This is a genomic window from Streptomyces sp. NBC_01077 (assembly GCF_045162855.1).
GTDB lineage: Bacteria > Actinomycetota > Actinomycetes > Streptomycetales > Streptomycetaceae > Streptomyces.
In genome coordinates this window covers 8842684-8860636 of the sequence record NZ_CP108669.1, presented here as the reverse complement: position 1 = coordinate 8860636, position 17953 = coordinate 8842684, and the positions used below count along the sequence as shown (strand labels likewise).

The 17953-nt window shown below is 74.0% G+C and carries 16 protein-coding genes; 10 read left to right on the top strand and 6 right to left on the bottom strand.

Annotated features, from left to right (window positions below):
* Positions 1-78 precede the first annotated feature (78 nt).
* Positions 79-1206, bottom strand: coding sequence for a PP2C family protein-serine/threonine phosphatase (locus OG462_RS39675; RefSeq protein ID WP_406065580.1), 1128 nt, complete (start codon positions 1204-1206; stop codon positions 79-81).
* A 180-nt stretch (positions 1207-1386) separates the two neighbouring features.
* Here OG462_RS39675 and OG462_RS39670 point away from each other — a divergent pair, with 180 nt between their 5' ends.
* The 4 genes from OG462_RS39670 to OG462_RS39655 all read left to right on the top strand — a co-directional run bounded on the left by OG462_RS39670 (position 1387) and on the right by OG462_RS39655 (position 4770).
* Positions 1387-2256, top strand: a complete 870-nt coding sequence (locus OG462_RS39670; protein ID WP_406065577.1) for an AAA family ATPase — start codon at positions 1387-1389, stop codon at positions 2254-2256.
* 104 nt (positions 2257-2360) lie between these two features.
* Positions 2361-3695, top strand: a complete 1335-nt coding sequence (locus OG462_RS39665) for a VWA domain-containing protein (RefSeq protein ID WP_406066888.1) — start codon at positions 2361-2363, stop codon at positions 3693-3695.
* A gap of 210 nt (positions 3696-3905) precedes the next feature.
* Positions 3906-4118, top strand: a complete 213-nt coding sequence (locus tag OG462_RS39660; protein WP_406065576.1) for a DNA-binding protein — start codon at positions 3906-3908, stop codon at positions 4116-4118.
* 67 nt (positions 4119-4185) lie between these two features.
* On the top strand, positions 4186-4770 hold the full coding sequence (locus OG462_RS39655; RefSeq protein ID WP_406065574.1) for a nucleosidase: 585 nt from the start codon (positions 4186-4188) through the stop codon (positions 4768-4770).
* A 74-nt stretch (positions 4771-4844) separates the two neighbouring features.
* On the opposite strand, the gene OG462_RS39650 is transcribed toward OG462_RS39655, so the two are convergent.
* Positions 4845-6017: an alpha/beta hydrolase family protein gene (locus OG462_RS39650; protein WP_406065572.1), complete on the bottom strand. Its 1173-nt coding sequence runs from the start codon at positions 6015-6017 to the stop codon at positions 4845-4847.
* A 287-nt stretch (positions 6018-6304) separates the two neighbouring features.
* Between OG462_RS39650 and OG462_RS39645 the strand changes: the two genes are divergently transcribed.
* The 3 genes from OG462_RS39645 to OG462_RS39635 all read left to right on the top strand — a co-directional run bounded on the left by OG462_RS39645 (position 6305) and on the right by OG462_RS39635 (position 9046).
* A complete protein-coding gene (locus tag OG462_RS39645) occupies positions 6305-6433 on the top strand; it encodes a putative leader peptide (RefSeq protein WP_406065570.1) in 129 nt (42 codons plus the stop codon).
* Between the two features lie 118 nt (positions 6434-6551).
* Positions 6552-7685, top strand: a complete 1134-nt coding sequence (locus OG462_RS39640) for an LLM class flavin-dependent oxidoreductase (RefSeq protein WP_406065568.1) — start codon at positions 6552-6554, stop codon at positions 7683-7685.
* On the top strand, positions 7682-9046 hold the full coding sequence (locus OG462_RS39635; protein WP_406065566.1) for an NtaA/DmoA family FMN-dependent monooxygenase: 1365 nt from the start codon (positions 7682-7684) through the stop codon (positions 9044-9046). The genes OG462_RS39640 and OG462_RS39635 overlap by 4 nt, the downstream gene beginning before the upstream one ends.
* A gap of 63 nt (positions 9047-9109) precedes the next feature.
* On the opposite strand, the gene OG462_RS39630 is transcribed toward OG462_RS39635, so the two are convergent.
* The 4 genes from OG462_RS39630 to OG462_RS39615 all read right to left on the bottom strand — a co-directional run bounded on the left by OG462_RS39630 (position 9110) and on the right by OG462_RS39615 (position 14501).
* Positions 9110-11038, bottom strand: a complete 1929-nt coding sequence (locus OG462_RS39630) for a CocE/NonD family hydrolase C-terminal non-catalytic domain-containing protein (RefSeq protein WP_406065564.1) — start codon at positions 11036-11038, stop codon at positions 9110-9112.
* A 178-nt stretch (positions 11039-11216) separates the two neighbouring features.
* Entirely contained in the window at positions 11217-12329 is a 1113-nt protein-coding gene (locus tag OG462_RS39625; protein WP_406065562.1) for a PP2C family protein-serine/threonine phosphatase, read from the bottom strand.
* Between the two features lies 1 nt (position 12330).
* Positions 12331-13875 (bottom strand): MFS transporter, encoded by a 1545-nt coding sequence (locus OG462_RS39620; protein WP_406065560.1) that lies wholly within the window; start codon positions 13873-13875, stop codon positions 12331-12333.
* Positions 13872-14501: a TetR/AcrR family transcriptional regulator gene (locus OG462_RS39615; RefSeq protein WP_406065559.1), complete on the bottom strand. Its 630-nt coding sequence runs from the start codon at positions 14499-14501 to the stop codon at positions 13872-13874. The genes OG462_RS39620 and OG462_RS39615 overlap by 4 nt, the downstream gene beginning before the upstream one ends.
* A gap of 298 nt (positions 14502-14799) precedes the next feature.
* Between OG462_RS39615 and OG462_RS39610 the strand changes: the two genes are divergently transcribed.
* From OG462_RS39610 to OG462_RS39600, 3 genes are all read left to right on the top strand, one after another.
* Positions 14800-15384, top strand: a complete 585-nt coding sequence (locus tag OG462_RS39610; protein WP_406065557.1) for a TMEM165/GDT1 family protein — start codon at positions 14800-14802, stop codon at positions 15382-15384.
* Between the two features lie 176 nt (positions 15385-15560).
* Complete coding sequence (locus OG462_RS39605) at positions 15561-16178, top strand: TetR/AcrR family transcriptional regulator (RefSeq protein ID WP_406065555.1); 618 nt, start codon at positions 15561-15563, stop codon at positions 16176-16178.
* On the top strand, positions 16162-17817 hold the full coding sequence (locus OG462_RS39600) for an acyl-CoA dehydrogenase family protein (protein WP_406065553.1): 1656 nt from the start codon (positions 16162-16164) through the stop codon (positions 17815-17817). The genes OG462_RS39605 and OG462_RS39600 overlap by 17 nt, the downstream gene beginning before the upstream one ends.
* Positions 17818-17953: the final 136 nt, after the last annotated feature.

Genomic DNA, 17953 nt, shown 5'->3' with positions numbered 1-17953 from the left:
TCAGGGCTGAAACATGCCGGAGACCGGGGCGGTGTGACCCTGTGTCACGGCGGTGCGTGGGGCGGATGTGACCCCGTGTCACTGCTGCGCACGCACGCGGATGCGGGCCGCGAGGACGGCCACGTCGTCCTCCGCGCCGTGCGCGCCGAGGCGGCGGAGCACCTCGTCGACGACCTCGTCGGGGCCGGAGTCCCGGGGGAGCCGGAGGGCGGCGAGCCGGGCGAGGGAGACGTCGATGTCCTCGCCCCGCCGTTCGACGAGTCCGTCGGTGAAGAGCAGCAGGGTGTCGCCCTGACGGAGCGGACGGGTGGTCGGTTCGTAGCCTCCGAAGCCGGTGCCGAGGGGTGGGCCCACGGGGAGGTCGACGAGTTCGGCCGAGCCGTCGGCGCCGAACACCGCGGGCGGCAGGTGCCCGGCGCTGGCGAAGGTCGCGGTGCCGCGGGCCGGGTCGACGCGCACGAGCAGGACGGTGGCGGGGCGGCGGGCGTCATCCTCGGCGACCACGGAGTCGAGGTGGCGCAGGACCCGGTGCGGGGGCAGGTCGGTGGCGGCGGCTTCGCGGAGTGCGGAGCGGTAGGCGTTCATGTCGACGGCCGCGTCGAGGCCGTGGCCCATGACGTCGCCGACGACGAGGAGGCTGCGGCCGAAGTGGAGCCGCACGGTCTCGAACCAGTCACCACCGACGAGGGCACGGTGCCCGGCGGGGAGATAGCCCCCCGCGATCTCCAGATTGGGGTGCGGCCGGCCGGGCTCGGCCACGAGGGCGCGCTGGAGGTGGAGCGCGGCGTCCTCGGCGGCCACGAGGCGCCGAGCGTGTGCGAGGTGCCGGGCCGCGAGTCGGGCGACGTGCCTGAGCAGGGCCACCTCGTCGCCGGAGAAGGGCGCGCCCCCGACACGGGCGAGGGTGACCGAGCCGAGCGGCTCCTCGTCGTGCACGGCGAGGGGGAGCGAGAGCCGGTGGGTGACGGAGGCGGATGCGCGGGGGGCGGATGCGCGGGGGACGTGGGCCGCGGGCCGGGGTGGGGTGCCCGGCTCCGTCCGGAGGTGGACCGTCGTGGAGGCGTGCAGGTGTCGGGCGGCGAAGCTCGCGAGTTCGCGGCAGGTGCTCGTGGCGTCGAGCGTCGTGCCGATCTCGCCGATCGCCTGCTCCATGGCCCGCACCCTGGTCAGGAGGGCGTCGTCCCGCTCCGCTTCCCGTTCCGCCACGACACCTCCACCGCCGCGCGGTCCCCGGGTGGCGCACCCGGTCCCCCCATTGCACCAGCGGGTGACGCCCCGCGCGCGGCACGGACCTGGTGCGGGGCGGTTGTGCGGCGGTGCCTGATCTGATCAAGTACAGCAGAGGCTACTGGCCAGTACGAGAATCCGCTCCCCGGGGGGACAGCCATGACGACCGGTTTCTTCAGCTCCGTCGACGACGTCGCCGAGCGGCTCGCCACGACCGGATACCTCGCGTCACCCGCCGTCGCCACCACCGTCTTCCTCGCCGACCGCCTCGGCAAGCCGCTCCTCGTCGAGGGCCCGGCGGGCGTCGGCAAGACGGAGCTCGCCAAGGCGGTCACCGAGGTGACGGGCGCACGTCTGGTCCGGCTCCAGTGCTACGAGGGCGTCGACGAGTCCCGCGCGCTGTACGAGTGGAATCACGCCAAGCAGCTGCTGCGGATCACGGCCGGGCGGGGCGAGTCCTGGGACGAGACGCGGACGGACATCTTCGGCGAGGAGTTCCTTCTCCCCCGGCCGCTGCTCACCGCGATCCGCTCCGAGCAGCCGACCGTGCTCCTGATCGACGAGACGGACAAGGCCGACGTCGAGGTGGAGGGCCTGCTCCTCGAGGTCCTCAGTGACTTCCAGATCACCGTGCCCGAGCTCGGCACGATCACAGCGACCCGACGCCCCTTCACCGTGCTCACCTCCAACGCGAGCCGCGAGCTCTCCGAGGCGCTGCGCCGGCGCTGCCTCTTCCTGTACATCGGTTTCCCCGAGGAGGAGCTGGAGCGCAGGATCGTCACCCTCAAGGTCCCCGGGCTCGACGACGCGCTCGCCACGTCCGTGGTGCGGGTCGTCAGGGCGCTGCGGGCGATGGACCTGCGGAAGGTGCCGTCCGTCTCGGAGACGATCGACTGGGCCCGTACCCTGCTCGCGCTCGGCGCGGACCGGCTGGACGAGCGAGTCGTACGCGAGACCCTGGGCGTCCTGCTGAAGCACCAGGACGACATCGTGAAGGCCGCGGCCAAGCTCGACCTGGATGCGGTGTGAACCACCCCGGGGACGGCGTGGACGGCGTGGACGGCAGGGACGGCAGGGACGGCAGGGACGACCCCACCGCGCCGACAACGGCCGCCGCGCGGCTCACCGGGCTCGTGGGGGCGCTGCGGGCCCACGGGTTCGGGATCGGGACCGGCGAGACCGTGGACGCCGGGCACGCCCTGGCGGCCGTCGGGTTCACGGACCGGGAGCGGGTCCGGGAGGCTCTCGCCGCGACCCTGCTCCACGGCGAGACGCAGCGCCCGGTGTTCGACCGGGTCTTCGACCTGTACTTCCCCCTCGGCCACGCCCAGGGGGCGGAGACGTACGAGAACACCGCGGGCGATCTCGCGGCGCTGCGCGACCGGCTCGCCGAGGCCCTCACCGCCGGTGACGGCGCAGCCCTCGACCGGCTGGCCGCCGAGGCCGTGGGCGGTTTCGGCGGCTACGGCTCCGGCCCCGAGTCGGACGGCTGGTCCTCGTACCAGACGCTGTCCCGGCTGCGCCCTGAGACGCTGCTCGCCCGCGTACGGCAGCGGCTCAGGGCGGCGCCCGGGGAGGAGGACCCCGAGTTCACCGACCGGCTGCTCGACGACGAGATCCGGCGCCGCATCGAGGCCTTCCGTGAGCGGGTGAGGGCCGAGGCCCGGCACCGCGTCGCCGAGCGGCAGGGCCGGGACCTGGTCGCCCGACGCGCGGTCGCGGGGACGGCGGACACCGTGGACTTCCTCCTGGCCGGGCGGGCACAGCTGGACGAGTTGCGGCGTACCGTACGGCCGCTGGCACGGAAACTGGCCACCCGGCTCGCGGCCCGGCGGCGCCGGGCGGCGCGCGGGGAGATCGATCTGCGGCGGACGCTGCGGCGCTCGCTGTCGACCGGGGGCGTGCCGGTACGGCCGGTGCTGCGTCGGCGCCCTCCCCGGCGTCCGGAGCTCGTCCTGTTGTGCGACGTGTCGGGGTCGGTGGCCGGTTTCGCGCAGTTCACGATGTTGCTGGTGCAGGCCTTGCACGACCAGTTCAGCCGGGTACGCGTGTTCGCCTTCGTCAACCGGGTGGACGAGGTGACGGGGCTGATCGCCCGAGGGGCGGCGGACCCGGCGGGGCTCGGCGACCGCATCCTCGCGGAGGCGGAGCTGACCGGGTGGCACGGCCAGAGCGACTACGGAACGGCGCTCGGGGAGTTCGCCGACCGGTACGCCGAGGCCCTCGGCCCGCGCACGGTGGTCTTCGTCCTCGGGGACGCCCGCACCAACGGCTCCGACCCGAACCTCGCGGCCCTGAAGCGGATCGCGGACCGTTCCCGCCGGGTCCACTGGCTCAACCCCGAGCAGCCTTCGCTGTGGGGTACGGGCGACTCGGTCGCCCCGGCCTACGCCGGTCTCGTCGAGATGCGCCCGTGCCGCAACGCCCGCCAGCTGGGGGCGCTCATCGGCCGTCTCCTCCCGGTCTGAGACGCGCCGCTCGCGGTCTGAGACGCGCCGCTCGCGGCCTGGGGCGGGTTCGCCGCCGTCGGGCGTAGGCCTTGGCCGCTGCCTCAGGCGGGTTCGCCGCCGTCGACGGTGTGCCTCGGCCGCCGCTCAGGCGGGCTCGCCGCGGTCCGTGGTGGGCCTCGGCCGCGGCCGGAACGGGCCCAGCGCTCCACCAGGTGGCACGATCGGTCCATGGCAGCCACCGGATCCGACCGTCCCCAGACGGAATTCCCCCGCGCCATCGGCGCACCCGCCACCCGCGCGCTCGCCGCGGCCGGCTACACGCGGCTCGACCAGCTCGCGGGAGTCCCCGCAACCGAGCTGGCCGCCCTGCACGGCGTGGGCCCGAAGGCCCTGCGCGTGCTCGCCGAGGTCCTCGCGGAGCGTGGCCTGTCGCTGGGATGAGCCCCGGTCGCACCGGAAACGGGTCTCGGTTGTACGACGGGCGGGCCCGCGAACTAGCGTGACCTCCATGGAACTCTTGGGAGAGATCACGGCCGACCGTCCCCTGCTCGTCCTCGCCGTCAAGGAGGAGGCGCAGTTCCTGGACACGGCACTGCCGGTGCTGCTGACCGGCATGGGCAAGGTGAACGCGGCGACCGCGCTCGCGACCGTCCTCGGCCGGGGCCCCCGGCCGTCCGGGATCGTGAACCTGGGGACGGCGGGAGCGCTGCGGCCGGGCTGGACCGGGACCCATGTCGTCGGCACGGTCGTGCAGCACGACCTCGACGGCGAGCTGCTCGCCACCCTCACCGGCGAGACGTACGGGGCGCCGCTGTCGCTGCCGGACGGCGGTGAGGTGGTCCTGGCCACCGGGGACTCGTTCATCTCCGACGAGGCCGCCCGCGCCCGGCTCGCGGAGCGGGCGCCGCTGGTCGACATGGAGGGGTACGCGCTCGCGGCGGCCGCGGAGCTCGCCGGGGTGCCGCTGCGCATCGTGAAGCACGTCAGCGACGAGGCCGGTGACGGTGCCGCGCGCACCTGGCGTGAATCGGTCGCCGAGTGCGCGCGGGCTCTTGCCGACTGGGCGGCGGCGAACACCCCGTACCGCTCCTGAGCCGACGCCCCGCCCTGTGACGGCCGCCCCGTGACGGCCGTCAGACTCGTGGCGGCCGTCAGCCTCGTGGCGGGTCAGCGGTGCTGGAAGTGGGCCTCGGGGTTCGCCGGCGACGGACCGTCGAGGAGCGGGCGCGGGAGTCCGCGCAGGTGCTGGTCGAAGAAGGCGGCGACGTACGTCCGGGTGAGGGCGACGGCGCGGTCGGCGGGCAGCTCGGGCTGCGGCAGGCCGAAGTGACGCGTGATCACGGGGCCGTCGGAGAAGGTGAAGTGCTCGGATCCGGCCACCGTGATCCAGCGCTTCCACCCGTCGAGCGCGGTCCACGTCCGGTCCCACGTGGTGTCGGTCCCCCCGGGCAGGTGCATGTCGTCGTGTGTCCCGAGCATCATGAACGGGCGGCCCCGCAGGCCCTCCGCCGGAAGGTCCTCCCAGAAGGACCCGTCCATGTTGATCCCGGCGTCGATGCGCGGATCGGCCACCATCGCACTGGCCGCGCTCGCCCCGCCGATGGAGTGGCCGGCCATGCCGATCCGGCGCGCGTCGATCACATCGGCATACCGCCAGGCGGGACGGGGTCCGGTGAGCCGGTCCAGGACGTACCGCATGTCGGCTGCGCGGGTCTTGGTGACCATGCTCCCGTGCACGCCGCCCTCGTCGAGGGCGGTGCAGGCGACGCAGGTGAGGATGCGGCCGCCGGGGAGGCTGATCCCGGACGACTCGTAGGCGTGGTCGACGGAGGCGACGACGTAGCCGCGGGAGGCGAGGTCCTCGGCGAGATGGGTGAGGGTCCAGCGGGAGACGCCGAAGCCCGGCGAGAGCAGCACCAGGGGGCGACGGCCCGGCACGGGCCGGGCGTCGGTCCTGCTGTGGGTGCGCGTCCGGGCGAGTACGTCGCCGGAGACAGCGGGCCCGATCTGCGCGGCGAGCAGCCGCGCCTCCTCCCGGGTGGCGTACGGGGCGGGGCGGCCGTCCCCCGGGCGTGCGGCCGGGTAGTGGAGCGTGACCATGAGCGCACGTCCGTCGGCGGTGGGAACCCACGGGTCGGTGCGGGACCGGTCGACGAGCGGCAGGACGGTGCTGCCGATGGAGTACGGCCCCGTGGGCGCCGGCAGCGCGGCGGCCCGCGCCGGCTGTGCGGCCGACAACGGGGCCGGGGCATCGGGGGTGGCCGCGGTGGCGACACCGGCAGGTAAGGCGACGGAACAGGCGAGGAGAGCGGCGGCTGCCGCCCTGGTGAATCGGATCATGAGGGAACGCTAGATGCGGCGGACCCGTCGGCGCGTCCTGCTCCGGGCCCATGTGCCGTCAGACCGGAGGCGGATGCGCGGCGGACCGCCCGAAGCACCATTGGAACCGCCGCAGTTGTCGGACCCGCGGGTGAACTCTCCTGCCGTTGACATCAGTCGGCCCGCCCGCCGTCCACGGTCCGCCGTCCGGAACAGCCTTGACAGTCCGGAAGCCCGCCTGCCTAAGCTGAGGCGCTCCCCTCCTGACCCTGGACGGGATCTCGGCCCGGACCTGCGGGGAGGCGGATGTGCGCGGAGCGATCGCGGCGCCGCACGGCCCCCGTCCCGGCCTCCCGGTGAGTGCGCGGCTCGTCTGCCGACGGCACGTCGACCTCTGCCGTACCTCCTCGGCCATCTGTCCTTCCCTCCGCGCCTGAACCCGCCCCCCGCGGGTCCGCGCGTCCGCTGACATCCCGCCGCCCGGCCCCGCGTCGGTGCGCCTCCGCGCGCCCGTGCGTCCTGCCGCGTGCTCCTTGTCTTCCGGAAGGACCTCCCATGCCCCGCCCTGCCCTGCGCCTGGCCGTCGAGATCGACGGCGACGGTGCCCATCCGGCCGCGTGGCGCCGTGCCGCGCACTCCCCCGGCGAGCTGCTGACCCCGCGTCGGCTCGCCCGGATCGCTGCCGTCGCCGAGAACGCCGGGTTCACCCTGGTCACCCTGGACGACTCGATTCTGCCGCCGGGTTCCGGTGCCGATCCGGTGGGACGGATCGGCGCGGTCGAGCGGGCTGCGTTCGTGGCCGCGTCGACGAGCGTCCTCGGGGTTGCGCCGGTCCTGGCCACCACCTACGCCGAGCCCTTCCACGTGTCCACGCAGCTCGCCTCCCTCGACCATGTCTCGGCCGGTCGGGCCGGCTGGGTGGTGGGGGTGGAGGACGACCCCGCCGCCGCCCGTGCCTGGGGGCGGCCGCCGGTCGGAGGAGCCGACGCGACGGCACGCGAGGCCCGTGACGGACTCCGCGTCGTACGAGACCTGTGGGACTCGTGGGAGGACGACGCGGTGATCCGGTCGGTGGCCACCAGCCGCTACCTGGACCGGACGCGGCTCCACTCCATCGACTTCTCCGGTGAGACGTACTCCGTGAAGGGTCCGTCGATCGTGCCGCGCCCGCCGCAGGGGCGGCCCGTGGTCCTCGCCCGCCCGGGTCTCGTGCCGGCCGAGCTGACCGATGTGGCACTGGTCGGCGGTGGCAGCGCCACGGAGGTGGGCGAGGCTGCCGCGTCCGCCACGGCCGAGGGCGGCGCGCCCCTCGCCTTCGCCGAGATCGAGGTGGCTCTGGACACCCCGCGGGAGACGGCGCGGGAGCGGATCGCCGATCTGGAGCGGTACTCCCCGTGGACCGCCCGCCCGGACCGGCTGCGGTACACCGGCCCCGCCGCCGGTCTGGTGTCCCTGCTCGCCGAGTTGAGCGGCAGCGGCTCCGTCGGCGGAGTGCGGCTGCGCCCTCTCGTGCTCGACGAGGACCTGGCCGTGCTCTCCCGGCTCGTGCTGCCCGAGCTGTTCGTCCGGCGGATCGCGGCCAGGCCGCTGCCGGGCACCACTCTGCGTACCTCCCTGGGGCTCCCCCGGCCCCTCAGCCGCTTCACGACCGACGGCGCCGCCGCGCCCGTACGGGAGGAGACCCGATGACCCGCACCGATCCCACCGACGTCCCCCGTCCGGACGCCCGGCTGCACTTCGGGGTGTTCTTCCAGGGCGTCAACCACTGGACGATCTGGTCGGACCCGTCGAGCGGGTCCCAGATCGATCCGGCCTCCTTCCTCCGGTTGGCGCGGGCCGCCGAGCGCGGGCTCTTCGACGCCTTCTTCCTCGGCGACGGTCTGCGACTGCGGGAGTCGGAGGGCGGGATCCACGAGCTGGACGTCGCGGGCCGTCCGGACTCGATCACCCAGCTGTCGGCGCTCGCCGCCGCGACCGAGCGGATCGGGCTCGTCTCCACCTCCAACACCACGTTCAACGAGCCGGGCGATCTCGCCCGGCGCCTCGCGGGTCTCGATCTGCTCTCGGGCGGCCGGGCCGGATGGAACGTGGTGACCACGCACAACGCCTGGACCGGGGAGAACTTCCGGCGCGGCGGCTTCCTCGACCACGCGGACCGCTACCGGCGCGCCGAGGAGTTCCTGTCGGTCGCCCGCGCCGTGTGGAACGGCTGGGCGGAGGGCGCGGTGGCCGGGTCCGTCGACGCCCGGTCGTGGTCGGTGCCGGACGCGGTGGGACGCGTACGGTCGAAGGGCGCCCAGTTCGACGTCGAACTGGTTCCGACCCTGCCGCGCAGCGCGCAGGGGCATCCGGTGATCTTCCAGGCGGGCGACTCCGGGGAGGGCCGGGACTTCGCCGCCCGTCACGCGGATGTGGTGTTCTCGGCGCACGGGACGGACTTCGACGACGCACTCGCCTTCGCCGAGGACATCCGGCGCCGGCTGCGGGCGGTCGGCAGGCCCGAGGACGCGCTGAGGATCCTGCCGGGTACGGAGATCGTCATCGGCGCCACCGAGAAGGAGGCGGAGGAGAAGGCCCGCTGGGTCCGCCTCGAACAGGTGACTCCGGCGGTGGCCCTCGGCATCGCGAGCCGGTTGTGGGGCTTCGACCTGACGGGTCGGGACGCCGACGGTCCGCTGCCCGACGAGGAGCCGGTGGTCGCCCACGACACGGGGACGTTCGGGACCCGTTGGGTGGAGGATCCGCGGGCGGTGGTGGCCGAGTGGCGTGCGAAGGCCGAGGCCCACGGCTGGTCGCTGCGCGAGACGGTCATCGAGCTCGGTCCGCAACGCGGCCATGTGGGAACCCCGGCCGGGCTCGCCGAGAAGTTCGCCCGGTTCGTCCGGCACGGGGCCGTCGACGGCTTCAACATCTCGCCGTACCTGGTGCCGGACGGTCTCGACGACATCGTGGAGCTGCTGGTGCCCGAGCTCCAGGAGCGGGGCGTGTACCGGTCCGCGTACACGGGCACGACGCTCCGGGAGCATCTGGGGCTGGCCCCGGTGGTGTGAGACCACGGCGGACGGGCACGCGCGCGTGGAGCCGCGGCCCGTCCGCCGTACGGCCTGCGGCGGTCAGCCGAGGGGCAGTTCCAGGCGGGACGGTTCGCCCTCCGGGGAGCTGATGACGGTCTGCGTCCATGTGACGGAGGCGTCGCCGTACAGCGGGTCCTTGCTGTCGACGACCAGCATCAGCCGGTGCCCGGAGGCGATGTCGTACGCGGCCGCCTGCAGCTCCCAGGTGACGGTGGTGTCCTGGTCGGGCGTCAGGCCGTACACGTTGAGCGGCTCATGGCTGATGATCCGGGCCGTGTCGTCCTCGGCGACGTCGAGGAGGTGGGCGTAGAGGCTCGCCGAGGTGGCGGTGGAGCGGACGGTGAGACGCAGCCGGGGGATGCCGCGGACGCGGCGGCCGGCCTCTTCCTCCCCGTCGGGTGAGACGAGCGGTTCGGTCGTCCACGCGACCGCGTGGCGGCGGTCGATCTTGCGGGTGTCGTAGATCTTGGGGTTGCCGGCCCACTCCTTCCGACCGGTCTCCATGATCCCGTCCATGGCCGTGGCCTCGGTGTCCACGCCCGCGAGGAACGCGCGCCGCCAGCCGGTCTCCTCCGCCCCGGAGTCGCCCGTGGGCACGAGCCCGCCGTCGGCGCCGCCCGCGCCGTCGCCGGTGAGGCCGAACACCTCGGTGCTGGTGGTGACCTCGCTCCAGCCGGGGCTGGTCTCGCGGCGGGCGGGCACGACGATCCGCTTCTCGCCGGTGGGTTCGCCGGTCTCCGGGTCCAGGACCGGTTCCGTCACGTACGTGAACATCACCTGGTTGCAGACCTGCGGCCACGCGTCCACGCCGTTGCTCTCACCCTTGAGGTGATGGTCGAGCCAGGCGTACGCCTCCGCCATGGGGAGGTTGACGTCACCGGGGGTGGTCGGCGGGCCGATGAGCGCCGCTCCCTCGGGCGCGGCGTGGTCGCCGATCCACATGTTGAGCCGCTTGGGCACGTCCAGGCCGTTGAAGGTCTCCAGGGTCTGGTTGACCGCGAAGAGGCTCTCGTGCCAGGTGTTGGAGAAGAAGGTCGGCGTGCCGTGGCCGTTGGTGAGGGCGAGGTAGGACTCGGGCGCCCGCAGCCGGCCCCAGTCGACGACGTCGGGTTCCAGGTTCCGGTCGGCCTGGAAGTCGGCGAGGATCCGCTGGTTGTCCTCGTCGAACTTGCTCTCCACCGGCCCGCCGGTGAGGGCGAGGAGAGCCTTCACCGCTGCGAGGTGGCGGGTCTTGTGGTCGTACAGGCTGGTCGCCAGGTTGCCCCAGGTGCTGAGGGCGACGACTGCGGAGACCCGGTCGTCGTGCGCGGCGACGAGCTGGCTGATGCCGGAGCCGTAGGACTCGCCCATGAAGCCGATGATGCTCGGGGCGAACCGGTCCCGGGCGAAGTCGATGACGGCGGAGCCGTCGGCCCAGTCGTGGGGTCCGGCGACGTCGATCAGGCCGCTGGAGGTGGAGGGCAGGCCGGGGAGGCCGAGGCCCCGCGGGGTGTAGGCGAGGACGTGGTAGCCCTTGCGGGCGAGGACGAGGTACGACCAGAGGAACAGCGCCCAGCCGAAGGGGGTCCAGCCGGCCGGGAGGACGACGAGCGGGTGCGGGCCGGGTCCGAGCTGCCGGAGGCTGAAGGCGGAGAGCCGGACGTTCTCCGTGGCTCCCTCGCTCTCCGCGGCCCCTTCGATGCGGTGGTAGGCGGGCAGCGCCAGGCCGCGCACCTCCTCGACGAGCGCGGCGAGTTCGGCGGGGAGCAGGGCCGTGGCGGCGTCGGTTCCCTCGGTCGTCTCCCGCAGGAGCGCGTTGGCGAGGGTCTGGCCCAGCCGGACGGCGCCTGGGTCCACCGTTCCGTCCGCGGCCCAGAGGCCGTGTGCGGTGATCCTGGAGGTCTCGGCCGTGGTCAGGGCGGCCGTGACGTCCGGGAAGCCGGGGAAGTGTTCGGACGAGCCGGTGGTGAAGGGGTTCTCCTGGGGCACGTGCACCCGTTCCTCTCGACTGGACTGGTGACTGTCCGCGATGCGGACGGTCGCAAGCCTCACCTATGTGGGGCGGAGCGACCAGAGCGCACGAACAGCGCACGTATCACGCAACCGGGTGGGAACGACACAAGACGCCCCGAAGTCGATGTTTGGGGACGACGAGGACGGGTCGGGTTCAGCGGGCCTCGGGCGGCGACACCACGAGCAGGGCGGCGACGTCGTCGTCGAGGCCGTCGGCTCCGTAGGCGGCGAGGTCCTTGTGGAGAAGTGCCGGCACCTCGCCGGCCGGTTCCCGCGCCCAGCCGCGCAGCCGCAGTTCGAGCGGGTAGAACGTGCCGGTCCTGTCGCGGGTCTCGCTGACGCCGTCGGTGAAGAGGAGCAGCCGGTCCCCCGGGCCGAACGACACCTCCTCGATGCGGTGGTGGGAGTCGGCGAGGCCCGCGAGGTTGACGGGCAGTGAGGGATCGGCGAAGTCCACGGGTTCGACCTCGGCACCGTGCTGGAGCAGCGGAGCGGGGTGGCCGCAGCTGAGGAGCCGTGCGACGTCCTCGCCGTCGGGGAGTTCCACGAGGACGACGGTGGCGAAGCGTTCGGCGGCGTCGGAGTCAGGGTCCCAGGCGCCGTAGCGGGCGAGGCCCTCGTCGAGCCGGTCGGCGAGGACGGCCAGGTCGGCGGCTTCGTCGACGGCGGCGCGGAAGGAGCCGAGGAGGACGGAGGCCGTCTCGACGGCGCCGAGGCCCTTGCCCTGGACGTCGCCGAGCATGATCCGCACGGCGCCGGGGACCCGTACGGCCTCGTAGAAGTCGCCGCCGATCCTGGCCTTGGCCGCGGCCGCGACGTACAGCAGGTGCAGGTCGAAGCGGCCGAGGTGCTCGGGGAGCGGGCGCAGCACGACCCGCTGCACGACCTCGGCGACGGCGGTGAGTTCCCGCAGGTCCTGCTCATAGCGGGTACGGACCCGGCTGACCCAGGCAGCGGCGGCGGTGACGCCGGCGATGACAGTCAGGTTCGCGGCGAGTTCGGGCGCCGCGGCGAAGTCACCCCTGATGGCGCTGAGCAACGTCCGGGCGCCGATGGCGAGCAGCCCGATGCCGATCGTCCCGCGCACGCTCCAGGTGACGGCGGCGAGCGCGGGCGCGGCGACGAGGAGCCGGTCGAAGCGCTCCCGGTCGGGGGTGCTCAGATCGGCGACGATCGCCAGGGCCAGGACCAGGAACGGCAGGGCGCGACCGAGGTTGAACTGGGTGCGCGTCGGTGCGTCGGGGCGGCCCCGCTGACCTGCTGGCATTTCATGATCGTACGCACGGACGGCGTCCGGGCCGGGGTGACGGCGGCCCCGGGCGTGTCCGCCGCCGGTCCGCGCCGCGGGGCAGGGCGAGCGCGGCGGGGAGTGCGAGTGCGGCGATCACGACGAGGGCCGGGAGGGCGGCGCCCCGGGCCGGTACGAAGCCGCCGTGCGGGACGAGGGCGAGCAGCAGGGTCGCGGTGGCGACGCCGAGCGCGGGTCCGATGTTCATCGCGGTCTGCTGGAGGCCGCCTGCGACTCCGACATGGGCCTCGGGGGCGCGGTGCACGACGACCGAGGTCGCGGTGACCATCAGGGTGACGAACCCCGCACCGAGCAGTGCGGCGCTCACGCCGACGGCGGCGGCGCCGGCCGTCGTGTCGAGCCGGGAGAGGAGCAGCACCCCGAGGGTGAGCAGGGCGGCTCCGGCGGTTGCCGTACGCCGGGGGCCGAACCGGCGCTGGAGCGGTGGGCAGAGCGGCGCGCCGAGCACCATGAGGACGGCGAGCGGGAGGACGCGCAGCGCGCAGTCGAGGGGGTCGAGCCCCTGGACGTCCTGGAGGAAGTACGTCGCCACGAAGAGCGAGCCGAAGAGGGCGGCCGAGGCGGCGAGCAGCACGGTGAGGCCCGCGACGACGGGCACGCTCCGGAGCAGCTCCGGGGGCAGGAGGGGGCGCGCGACGCGACGCTCGTGCCGGGCGAAGGCGAAGCCGGCGGCGACGGCCCCGGCGCAGGCGAGCAGGCCGGTCACGGCGCCTCCGGGACGGGCGGCCGCGACGAGCCCGTGGATGAGCAGACCGAGCGTGCCGGCGAGCAGCAGGGCGCCGACGGGGTCGAGGGCGGAAAGGCCGGTCGCCGCCGTGGGCTTGGCGGGAGCTGGTGCGTACGAGCGGCTCGGCTCGGACGACCGGCGCACCTCGCGGGCCCGTCCCGGCTCGGACGACCGGCTCCCCTCGTACGACGGGCTCGGTTCGTACGGCGTGCTCGGTTCGGTGGGGCGTTCGCGGATGGCCAGGGCGAGCAGGCCGATCGCGAGGGTCGGCGGTACGCCGAGGAGGAAGACCGAGCGCCAGCCGTACGCGGAGACCAGCGCGCCTCCGACGAGCGGGCCGGCCGCGGCGGCGAGGCCGATGGCGGCGGTGCGCACGGCAATGGGGGTGCCGAGCCGTTCCGGCGGGTAGGCGGTCCGGAGCATGCCGAGCGTGGCTGGCTGGAGGAGCGCCCCGCACACCCCCTGGAGCACCCGCAGCACGATCACGGTGCCGATGCCGGGGGCCAGGGCGATTCCTGCGGAGGCGGCGGCGAAGCCGAGGGCGCCGAGTGCGAAGACGCGACGGTGGCCGTAGCGGTCGCCGAGCCGGCCGGCGAAGACCAGCAGGCTCGCGACGGCGATGAGGTATCCCGTGCTGGTCCACTGGACCTGGCCGACGGCGGCGTGCAGATCGCGCTGGAGGGCGGGTTGGGCGACGGTGAGGACGGTGCCGTCGAGGGCGACGACGGCGGCGCCGACGACGCTGCACGCCAGGACGGGGCCACGGCGCGCGGTCACGAGACCTGCCCGGCGGGGCCGAGGTGCGCGTCGAGGGCGGCCGCGAGAAGCGGGCCGGGGTCGTCGCCGCCGGTCGCGAGCCGAAGGCTTCCCCAGTTCCAGAGCTGGGCGATGCCGTGGAGATTGGCCCAGAGCGCGCCCGCGAGGACGACCGGGGCGGCGGCATCGGGGCGGACACGGGCGACGAGTCCGGTGAGGCGGGCGAAGAGCGGCAGGCTCGTCTCCCGCAGCCCGAGGCTGCCGCTCTCCAGCAGGTCGTGCCGGAACATCAGCTCGTACATGCCGCGTCGGGTTCGGGCGTAGTCGAGGTAGACGCGGGCGAGGAGTGCGATCCGTTCGCGCGGGGCGGCGGTCTCCCGGTCCTCGGCGGTGACGCGGGCGGTGAGTTCGGCGAAGCCCTGGCGGGCGATGGCCGACAGGAGTTCGAGGTGGGTCGGGAAGTAGCGGCGCGGGGCGCCGTGGGAGACACCGGCCCGGCGGGCGATCTCGCGCAGCGAGAGTGCCTGGGCGCCTTCGGCGTTCACGAGCTCGACGCCGGCGCGGACGAGTCGCGCCCGCAGCCCGCCGTCGCCCTCGCCCTGCCGCTCACTCCCGGGCCCCTGATGGTCTTCGGATTCGTGATGCATAGACACTGTCTACCAAGATCGAGTAGACGGTGTCTACCTACTCTCGCACCCCGGTCCGCTACACTGAGGGACAGCGAAGGGGAGTAGCCCTGCAAATCGGTCGTCGACATACTGGAGCCCTCGGGTTCCCGGTGACCGGGTCCGCGTTCGACGCGGACGGGCGAGACCTTCGGCCAGGCATCAACCGCGTCCGCGCTTCCGTGGGCGTGGTCCGTCATGCCGGGCCGAGTGGTCCTCCCGTCGCCCATCGAGGTGCCGTGCCGAGTCCACCGGCCCGGACCGAGCAGAGAGCCCCGGTATGCACCTCGACCCCTTGGCGATCCTCACCGCCTTCGGGCTGATCTTCCTCGCCGAGCTTCCCGACAAGACGATGTTCGCGTCCCTCGCCATGGGCACGCGTATGCGTCCTCTCTATGTATGGATCGGCACCTCGACCGCCTTCCTCGCGCATGTCGCCATCGCGGTGGGCGCCGGCAGCCTGCTCGGACTGCTCCCGGGCTGGTCCGTGAAGCTCGTCTCGGCCCTGTTGTTCGGCTTCGGCGCGTTCATGCTGCTGCGCAGCGGGGGCGACGACGACGAGGCCGACGAGGGCGGCAAGACCGTCACCGGCTTCCTGCCCGTCTTCTCGACGGCCTTCATGGCCGTGTTCATCAGCGAGTGGGGTGACCTCACCCAGATCACCACCGCCAACCTGGCCGCCACCAACGGCACCTGGTCGACGGCGATCGGCTCCCTCGCCGCCCTGATGAGCGTCTCCGCGCTCGCCCTGGTCGCGGGCCGGTTCATCGCGAAGCGTGTTCCGCTCAAGACCGTGCAGCGCATCGGCGGCGTCTGCATGGCGGGCCTCGCGACCTGGTCCCTGACCGAGGTCTTCACCGGCTGACCCCGGTCGGGACGAGCTCGTGTCCACCTGGGCGCACAGGACGAGCACGTGCCCGCCCCGGGCGCACAGCTCGAACGGCGCACGCCCCCACCCTCACCGGTGGGGGCGTGCGCCGTTCCCGTTCCCGGCGCGTCCCGCCTCTTGATGAAGGAGTGAATCACTGCTTCACTTCTTCCATGCCCTACCGACGCACCCCCGCCGTCCAGGCCCGACTCGACGCCCAGCGCGCCTCCGTCGTCGACGCGGCCCGGGAACTGCTCGCCGAGCAGGGATACGCGGGATGCACGGTGGCGGCCGTCGCGGCCCGCGCCGGAATCGCCACGGGCAGCGTGTACCGCCACTTCCCCAGCAAGGCCGAGCTCTCCGTGGAGCTCTTCCGGACCGTGGTGAGCCGGGAGGTCGCGGCCGTCTCCGAGGCGGCCGGGCGCCCTGAGCACCGTTCGGCCGCCGAGCGGGTGGTCGCCGTCATCGAGACCTTCGCCCTGCGCGCCCTGAAGTCGCCGCGCCTCGCCTACGCGCTGCTCGCCGAGCCGGTCGACCCGGCCGTGGACGCCGAGCGGCTGGTCTTCCGGCGCGCGTTCCGGGACGTGTTCGCCGCGCGCGTCGAGGAGGGCGTGCGCTCGGGCGAGCTGCCGCCCCAGGACCCGGTCCTGACCGCCTCGGCGCTGGTCGGGGCGGGCGCGGAAGCGCTCGTCGGCCCGCTGGCGGAGGGGTCCGTCGGGCCCGGCACCGTACCCGCACTCGTCACCTTCACCCTGCGAGCACTGGGAGTCCCCGATGCCGACCACGCATGAGGTCACCAACCAGGTACCGCCCCTGACCGGTTACGACGTCTCCGCCGACCCCGCACTGCTGGAGGCGCTGCGCCGGGAGGGCGCGGGCTGGGCCGAGACCGAGGTCCGCGAGCTCGGCGCCCGGGCCGGCGGCCAGCAGGCCCAGGAGTGGGGGCGCCTCGCCGAGCGCCACTCCCCCGTGCTCCACACCCACGACCGGTACGGCCACCGGATCGACGAGGTCGAGTTCCACCCGCACTGGCACGACCTGATGGACGTGGCCGTCCGGCACGGGCTGCACGGCGCGCCCTGGCGGGACGAGCGGCCGGGCGCGCATGTGGCCCGCGCGGCGAAGGTGTTCGTCTGGGGACAGGCCGACGCCGGGCACCTGTGCCCGATCTCCATGACGTACGCGGCGGTGCCGGCGCTGCGCGCCCAGCCGGAACTCGCCGAGGTGTACGAGCCACTGCTGACCTCCGCGTCGTACGACTTCGGGCTCCGGGTGCCGACGCAGAAGCGCGGGATCATCGCCGGAATGTCGATGACCGAGAAGCAGGGCGGTTCCGACGTCCGGGCGAACACCACCCGGGCCGTCCCGACGGGCGAGCCCGGCCAGTACGCGCTCACCGGCCACAAGTGGTTCACCTCGGCGCCGATGTCCGACGTCTTCCTCACGCTCGCCCAGGCGCCGGGCGGGCTCTCCTGCTTCCTGGTGCCCCGTGTCCTGCCGGACGGCAGCCGCAACGCGATCCGCCTCCAGCGCCTCAAGGACAAGCTGGGCAACCGGTCCAACGCCTCCTCCGAGATCGAGTACGAGGGTGCTCTCGGCCGACTGGTCGGCGAGGAGGGACGCGGGGTGGCCACCATCATCCGGATGGTGAACATGACGCGGCTCGACTGCGCCATCAGCTCGGCGTCCGGGATGCGCCTCGGGCTCGTCCAGGCAGTGCACCACGCCACACACCGCGAGGCGTTCGGGGCGCGGCTCGTCGACCAGCCTCTGATGCGGAACGTCCTGGCCGACCTTGCGGTTGAGGCGGAGGCGGCCACCCTCGCGGCGCTGCGCCTGGCCGGCGCGGTCGACCGGGCGACCCGGGGCGACGCGGAGGAGGAGCAGCTGCGGCGGCTCGGGCTCGCGGTCACCAAGTACTGGGTGTGCAAGCGGGCGCCCGCGCACGCGGCGGAGGCCCTCGAATGCCTCGGCGGCAACGGCTACGTCGAGGAATCGGGCCTTCCGCGGCTCTACCGGGAGTCGCCGCTCCCGTCGATCTGGGAGGGCTCCGGCAACGTCGCCGCGCTCGACGTGCTGCGGGCGATGGCCCGTCAGCCGCAGGCGGTGGAGGCGTTCTTCGCGGAGGTCGACCGGGGCGCGGGCGCCGACCGGCGCCTGGACGCGGCGATCGCGGGCCTCCGCAAGGACCTCGCGGGGCTCGGCGACCCGGACGCGGCGGCCTACGGGGCGCGGCGGCTCGTCGAGCGCCTGGCCCTGGTGCTGCAGGGCTCGCTGCTCGTACGTCATGGGAATCCGGCGGTGGCGGACGCGTTCTGCGCCTCCCGGCTCGACGGCGACCGCGGCCTCGCCTTCGGCACGCTGCCCGCGGGGGTGGACACGGCGGCGATCATCGCGCGGAGCGGTCCGGACGCGGAGAGCGCGGGCTAGGGAGCATCGGGCGCGGGTTAGGGAGCACCGCGCGGAGGCTTCGCCGGCTGGGCCGCCTGGGTCGGCCGGGTCGGCTGGGCCGGCGAAGCCTCCGCGCGGTGAGCGGCTCGGCGCCTGCTCCCTGCGGAGAAAAACA